The sequence below is a fragment of the Halomonas sp. OfavH-34-E genome (genome assembly GCF_024124525.1).
GTDB lineage: Bacteria > Pseudomonadota > Gammaproteobacteria > Pseudomonadales > Halomonadaceae > Halomonas > Halomonas litopenaei.
On the sequence record NZ_JAMXRY010000092.1, the window covers coordinates 1 to 7,005 of the forward strand.

At 66.4% G+C, this 7,005-nt stretch carries 5 protein-coding genes; 3 read left to right on the plus strand and 2 right to left on the minus strand.

Going from position 1 to position 7,005, the window contains the following annotated elements:
• Positions 1 to 103: 103 nt before the first annotated feature.
• Together NH448_RS22810 and NH448_RS22815 are read right to left on the minus strand one after the other, a co-directional pair.
• Positions 104 to 811, minus strand: a complete 708-nt coding sequence (locus NH448_RS22810; RefSeq protein WP_253029529.1) for a TRAP transporter small permease subunit — start codon at positions 809 to 811, stop codon at positions 104 to 106.
• Between the two features lie 150 nt (positions 812 to 961).
• Positions 962 to 1,996 (minus strand): TRAP transporter substrate-binding protein, encoded by a 1,035-nt coding sequence (locus tag NH448_RS22815; RefSeq protein ID WP_045994710.1) that lies wholly within the window; start codon positions 1,994 to 1,996, stop codon positions 962 to 964.
• A 241-nt stretch (positions 1,997 to 2,237) separates the two neighbouring features.
• Between NH448_RS22815 and NH448_RS22820 the strand changes: the two genes are divergently transcribed.
• From NH448_RS22820 to NH448_RS22830, 3 genes are all read left to right on the plus strand, one after another.
• A complete protein-coding gene (locus tag NH448_RS22820) occupies positions 2,238 to 4,049 on the plus strand; it encodes an IlvD/Edd family dehydratase (protein WP_253029530.1) in 1,812 nt (603 codons plus the stop codon).
• A gap of 72 nt (positions 4,050 to 4,121) precedes the next feature.
• Entirely contained in the window at positions 4,122 to 5,924 is a 1,803-nt protein-coding gene (locus NH448_RS22825) for an IlvD/Edd family dehydratase (RefSeq protein ID WP_045994711.1), read from the plus strand.
• A gap of 510 nt (positions 5,925 to 6,434) precedes the next feature.
• The coding region (locus NH448_RS22830; protein ID WP_253029531.1) for a LysR family transcriptional regulator at positions 6,435 to 7,005 on the plus strand (571 nt) is incomplete at its 3' end.

The window sequence follows — 7,005 nt, forward strand, 5'->3', positions numbered from 1 at the left end:
AAGGCCAGCGCCACCAGGCCGGTGATAAAGGCCAGCGGCAGGCCGGTGACCAGCAGCGCGAAGATGGCGCCGACCAGCAGCAGGGTTCCGTCTGCGATGCTCATCAGTCAGCGCCTCCTTCGGGTGCATCGGGGGCGGGCTTGCCCTTGATCGACTGGATTAGGTGAATCAGCGCCTGGACGCACATGATCGCCACCGCGGCGAGGATCATGCCCTTGACCAGGGCCGGGAACGGCGGGTTCCAGGAGGTACCGGAGCGCTCCAGCTGCCACTCGCCGAGGGGGTTGTGGGAGGCGCCGTAGAACATCACCCAGGCGGCGTAGGTCATGCCCAGGCAGAAGCCGAAGGTGACCAGGTCATTGAAGCGGTCGAGCCACAGACGGAACCTCGGGCCCACTGCGTCGTAGAGCACCTTGACCCGGATATGGCGGTTGGAGGCCAGCGCGGCCGGGCCGCCGAGACAGAAGCTGACCGCCACCAGCATGACCACGCTCTCGTGGACCCAGGAGGTGGGCGCGCCGAAGCCGTAGCGCATGATCACCTCATAGACGCTGATGGCCATGGCGATGAATACCAGCCAGGCGGCGAACTGGGCCACCCGGACCACGCCACGGTCGAACCGACTGCGCACCACATCGGGGGCACGCTCGGGCGTCCTGTCCGCCGAAGGGTCGGGGTTCGGGCCGCGAGAAGGCTCGGGTGAAGGATCATGCGAAGGCTCGTGCGAAGGCTCTTGTGACGGATCAGGCGGCCGCCCGGCGCCGTCATGTGGCGATCCGGCGGGGGTGTTGTGGGAGGAGGGAGGCGTCATGGTTGCTCCAGGCCGCTGGCGGCGTTGGTCAACAGGTTGAAGGTCACGACCACGGGTGCGGTCAGCAAGTCGTCACGGAGCTGCCCCCCGGTGTCAGCAGGCTGGACCGGGGGGCAGGGCCCCCATCGGGGGCAGGACGGCTGGCGAGGCTTACAGTTGGCCGCGGGCGGTCAGGAAGCCGGTGGCGGCGTCGTAGACCTTCTGGGTCATCTCGTTCTTGCCGGCCCACTCCTGCCATTCCTGTTCAGCCGCCTGACGGAAGGCCTTGCGTTCTTCGTCGGGCAGGTCGAACGGGTGAACCTCCGGGTCCTCCTGGAGACGGGCAAGCGCTTCGATGTCCTGGGCCTTGAGTCGGGCGATCAGGTCGTAGGCCATGGCGTCGAAGGCGGTCTCGAGGGTGGTCTGAAGGTCTTCGGGCAGGCCGTCCCAGATATCCTTGTTCACCGATACCGCGATCATCGGCATAGAGTGGAAGCCCGGGTACAGCGGGTAGGGCGCAAAGGCGTGGAGGCCCTGGGCGTCGTTGTTCGACAGCACCGTGGAGTCGGCGGCGTCGATCACGCCCTTCTCAAGGCCGGTGTAGACCTCGGAGCCGGGCAGGTTGACCGGCGTGGCGCCGATGCGCTCGAAGATGTTGTAGACCATGCCCTGGGGCGCACGAATCTTGAGTCCCTCGAAGTCTTCCAGCGACTCGATGGCCACCGTGGACGGGATCGACTCCAGCGGGAAGGTCGCCGCCGCCACCAGATGGGCGCCGTAGGGCTCCACCAGCTCGTTGTAGAGATCCTCGCCGCCGGCGTTGTTCATGAACTCGAGGAAGTCGTAGGGGTCGTTCCAGGCGCCCACCAGATTGCCGAGCATGCCGAAGGCCGGGTTCTGGCCGGAGAAGTAGCTGGGGTCGGTCATATGGCCCTGCAGGATGCCGGAACTCACCGCCTGCAGGGTTTCGGTGGGACCTACCACCGAGTTGATCGGCAACACCTCGATGGCCACACGGCCATCGGTCATGGTCTCGATGCGCTCGGCCCACTCCTGCTTGATCTTGAAGCTCGGCTCGCCGGCGGTCTCGGAGGCCTGGAAGGTCCACTCGTATTCAGCGGCCTGGGCACTGGCGGCAGCAGTGATGGCGATGGATGCCGCACCGATGGAGGCGGCAAGACGGGAAAGCCTGGGGATAGCTCGCATGGTCGATCTCCCTGATGAGAGCGTGATCGTTATTGGTGTGGCGGCAAGTCTTGACCGAGTTGCGAGTATGTTCAACATATACTTTCGTATGTGTGTACTTTGTGGCGCCCGCGACGTAGGCTTGCCCAGGACCCGACGAGCGGGTCGGTATTCGCCATGACGTCAAAGGCCAGCGATTGGCCCGAGACAGCAGGCAGACCGGTTGCCGCTCGCCCCGTGACAGAGTTGAAGGAGCCAGGCAATGGCCGATAGTGATCAGGATTCCCCAAGCGTGGGTGTCGAGGCAGCAAGCGACGAAGCGGCGACCGAAGTGCCCCAGAAGGCACGCTTTCGTAGCGCCGAGTGGTTCGGCAGTGCGGACAAGAACGGCTTCATGTACCGCAGCTGGATGAAGAATCAGGGGATTCCTGACCACGAATTCGATGGCCGCCCGATCATCGGTATCTGCAACACCTTCTCCGAGCTCACACCGTGCAACGCCCACTTCCGCAAGCTGGCCGAGCACGTCAAGAAGGGGGTGCTGGAGGCGGGCGGCTACCCGGTGGAGTTCCCGGTGTTCTCCAACGGCGAATCCAATCTGCGTCCCACCGCCATGTTCACCCGCAACCTGGCGAGCATGGACGTGGAGGAGGCCATTCGCGGCAATCCGCTGGACGGCGTGGTGTTGCTGACCGGCTGCGACAAGACCACTCCGGCGCTGTTGATGGGGGCGGCCAGCTGCGACATCCCGGCCATCGTGGTCACCGGCGGGCCGATGCTCAACGGCAAGCACAAGGGCCGGGATATCGGCTCCGGCACCGTGGTCTGGCAGCTGTCCGAGGAGGTCAAGGCAGGCAAGATATCGATCCACGACTTCATGGCCGCAGAGGCCGGCATGTCACGCTCCGCCGGCACCTGCAACACCATGGGCACGGCCTCCACCATGGCCTGCATGGCGGAATCGCTGGGGGTGTCGCTGCCCCACAATGCGGCGATTCCTGCGGTGGACTCGCGCCGCTATGTGCTGGCGCACCTGTCGGGCAATCGCATCGTCGACATGGTCAAGGAGGACCTGCGGTTGTCTCGGGTGCTGACCCGGGAGGCCTTCGAGAACGCCATTCGCACCAACGCCGCCATCGGTGGCTCGACCAATGCGGTGATCCACCTCAAGGCGATCGCCGGACGCATGGGCGTCGAACTCGAGCTCGATGACTGGAACCGGGTAGGGCGTGGCACCCCGACCATCGTCGACCTGCAGCCGTCGGGGCGCTTTCTGATGGAGGAGTTCTACTACGCCGGCGGGCTTCCGGCGGTGCTGCGGCGCCTCGGTGAGGCAGACCGCCTGCCCCACAAGGAGGCGCTGACGGTCAACGGCCAGACCCTGTGGGACAACGTCAAGGATGCGCCGCTCTACAACGATCAGGTGATTCGTGAGCTGGACAACCCGCTGGTGGACGACGGTGGCATGTGCGTGCTGCGCGGCAACCTGGCGCCCAAGGGAGCGGTGCTCAAGCCCTCGGCGGCGAGCCCCGAGCTGATGCGTCACCGTGGTCGCGCGGTGGTGTTCGAGAACTTCGACGACTACAAGGCGCGGATCAATGACCCGGATCTGGAGGTCGATGCCGACAGCGTGCTGGTGATGAAGCACTGCGGTCCCAAGGGCTACCACGGCATGGCCGAGGTGGGCAACATGGGCCTGCCGGCGAAGCTCCTGGCCCAGGGCGTGACCGACATGGTGCGGATCTCGGACGCTCGCATGAGCGGTACCGCCTATGGCACCGTGGTCCTGCATGTGGCGCCGGAGGCGGCGGCCGGCGGTCCCCTGGCGGCGGTAGAGAACGGCGACTGGATCGAGCTGGATGCCTACGACGGGCGTCTGCATCTGGACGTCGACGAGGCCGAGCTCGAGCGGCGCCTGTCCGCCAGCGATCCCACCGAGGCGTCGCGCCGTATCGCCTCCAGCGGCGGCTACCGTCAGCTCTACATCGAGCACGTGCTGCAGGCCGATGAAGGCTGCGACTTCGACTTTCTGGTGGGCTGTCGTGGCGCGGACGTTCCGCGACACTCCCACTGAGCGCTCCCGACCTTCGCACCCAATGGCAGACCGTTGCCGCTCGCATGCCGGCGGCAACCGCAGGAGAACACCATGACCCAGCGCCCCCGCCTTACCCCCGACCAGCTGCGTTCCCGCTGGTGGTTCGACAACCCCGACCACCCGGGTACCACTGCGCTGTGCATCGAGCGCTACCTCAACTACGGGGTGACCCTCGATGAGCTGACCTCGGGCAAGCCGATCATCGGCATCGCCCAGTCCGGTTCCGACCTGACCCCCTGCAATCGTCACCACATCGAGCTGGTCAAGCGGGTCAAGGACGGTATTCGCGCCGCCGGCGGGGTGCCCTTCGAGTTTCCCCTGCATCCGATCCACGAGAACGTGCGCCGGCCCACCGCAGCACTGGACCGCAACCTGGCCTACCTGGGCCTGGTGGAAGTGCTGCACGGCTACCCGCTGGACGGCGTGGTGCTGACCACCGGCTGTGACAAGACCACCCCGGCCTGTTTGATGGCGGCGGCGACGGTCAACATTCCGGCCATCGTGCTGTCCGGCGGCCCCATGCTCAACGGCTGGCGGGGCAACGAGCGGGTCGGCTCCGGCACCATCATCTGGGAGCTGAGAAAGCGCCTGGCCGCCGGCGACATCGACTACGCCGAGTTTCTTGCCCGGGCCAGCGACTCGGCGCCTTCGGTGGGTCACTGCAACACCATGGGCACCGCCTCCACCATGAATTCCATGGCCGAGGCGCTGGGCATGAGCCTGCCGGGGTCGGCGATGATTCCCGGGCCCTACAAGGAACGCGCGATGGTCGCCTACGACACCGGCCAGCGCGCGGTCGAGATGGTATGGCAGGACCTGCGCCCGCTCGACATCCTGACGCGCGAGGCGTTCGAGAACGCGGTGGTGGTGTGTTCGGCGCTGGGGGGATCGTCCAATGCGCCGATCCACGTCAACGCCATCGCCCGCCATGCAGGCGTTGCGCTCGACAACGACGACTGGCAGCGGCTGGGCCACCGGATTCCGCTGCTGGCCAACGTGATGCCGGCCGGTGCCTACCTGGGTGAGGAGTTCCATCGTGCCGGCGGGGTGCCGGCGGTACAGCACGAGCTGCTCGAGCGCGGTCTGCTGCACGGCGACGTCACCGGCGTCGACGGCCGCCGCCTGGCCGACAGCATCGCGGGCCGCGAGACGCAGGACGAGGAGGTCATCCGACGCTTCGACAATCCGCTGGTCGAACACGCCGGCTTCCTGAACCTCAAGGGCAACCTGTTCGACTCGGCGCTGATGAAGACCAGCGTGATCTCGCCGGACTTTCGTCGGCGGTTTCTCGAGAACCCGGACGACCCGGATGCCTTCGAGGGCCGGGTGGTGGTGTTCGACGGCTCCGAGGACTACCACGCCCGCATCGACGATCCCGAACTCGGCATCGACGCCAGCACCATCCTGATCATGCGTGGGGCGGGACCGGTGGGCCATCCTGGCGGCGCCGAGGTGGTCAACATGCAGCCGCCGGAGGCGCTGATTCGCCAGGGGATCGAGTCGCTGCCGTGTCTGGGCGACGGGCGTCAGTCGGGGACCTCGGGATCGCCCTCGATCCTCAACGCCTCGCCGGAAGCCGCCACCGGCGGGCCGCTGGCGCTGGTCCAGACCGGCGATCGACTACGCGTGGATCTGGGCCGCTGCGAGGTCCGCCTGCTGGTGGACGATGACGAAATCACCCAGCGTCGACAGCGTCTCGACGCCCAGGGCGGCTATCCCTATCCGGCCCACCAGACGCCGTGGCAGGAGATCCAGCGCACCCTGATCGAACCACTGGATCGCGGCATGACCCTGCGCGGCGCCGACGCCTACCGCGACGTGGCGCGCCAGAGTCCGCCCAGGGACAATCACTGAACGACGCACGTCAACCCGTGCACCGCCAGCCAGCCCGCCCCCGTCGTTGACGGGGGCGGGCTGTTTCGTCGGTGGGTGCCCGGGCAAGTTGACGGGCAGGGAGTCGGATCAGGTTCGTTCGTCATGCCGGCGCAAGGCTCGCCTGACCCAGCGCTCCAGGGTCGAGATCAAGCCCAGCGGCGGAGAGCATGGCAGCACGATCTCGGGTAGCCGAGTCGAACGTCTGTGTCTGCGATCATGCTGGTGCAGGGGAGGATCAAAAGGGCGCATGGTCTACCTCCAGAGTGTGGTTCAACCACCGTCTGCACGGGGTGGCCAGTTCGCATCGTTGGCGCGCGGGCAGGCGGTGAGACGTCGTCGCTGTTCGCGCTCGCAGGAAGCGCATGGCGCACCTCCTTGCGTCCTGTACCGATCGGTATCGGGATATCTGCCAGCATGGTCGCCCTCTGTGGTTCATTCCAGCGAAAGTCTCTACACTTTATTTTCAGATAAATTGAAAATGGTAGTGACATGCACAGCGACCATTTGAGCGCACGTCCGTTGCCGCTGCTGGATCTCGACATCGTCCGTAACTTCGTTGCCATCGTCGAACATGGCAGCTTTTCCCGTGCGGCAAGACAGGTGCATCGCACACCCTCTGCCCTGAGCATGCAGGTCAAGACCCTCGAGGCGACGCTCGAACAGCGGCTGCTGCTGCGCCATGCGCGGCGAGTGGTGCCGACGCCCGAGGGCGAAAAGCTTTTGGGCTATGCCCGGCGTCTGTTGCAGCTCAACCACGAGACGGTCTCCCAGTTTCTGCAGGCGCCGCTGCAGGGCGGCGTTCGCCTGGGCACCTCTGACGATGTCGGGACCCGGGTACTGCCGTGGGTGCTTTCGCGGTTTGCGCGGTGTTTTCCCGAGGTCCAGGTGGAAGTGACCGTGGCGCCGAGTGAGGATCTGGTGGCGCGGCTGGGCGCCGGTGAGGTCGACGTGGCGCTGATCACCGCCGGCACGCAAGGCCTGGCTGGCGCCCGGGGTGAGGTGGTCCACCGGGAAGCGCTGGCATGGGTCGGACGCGGAGGAGGGGCGGCGCACCAGCGGC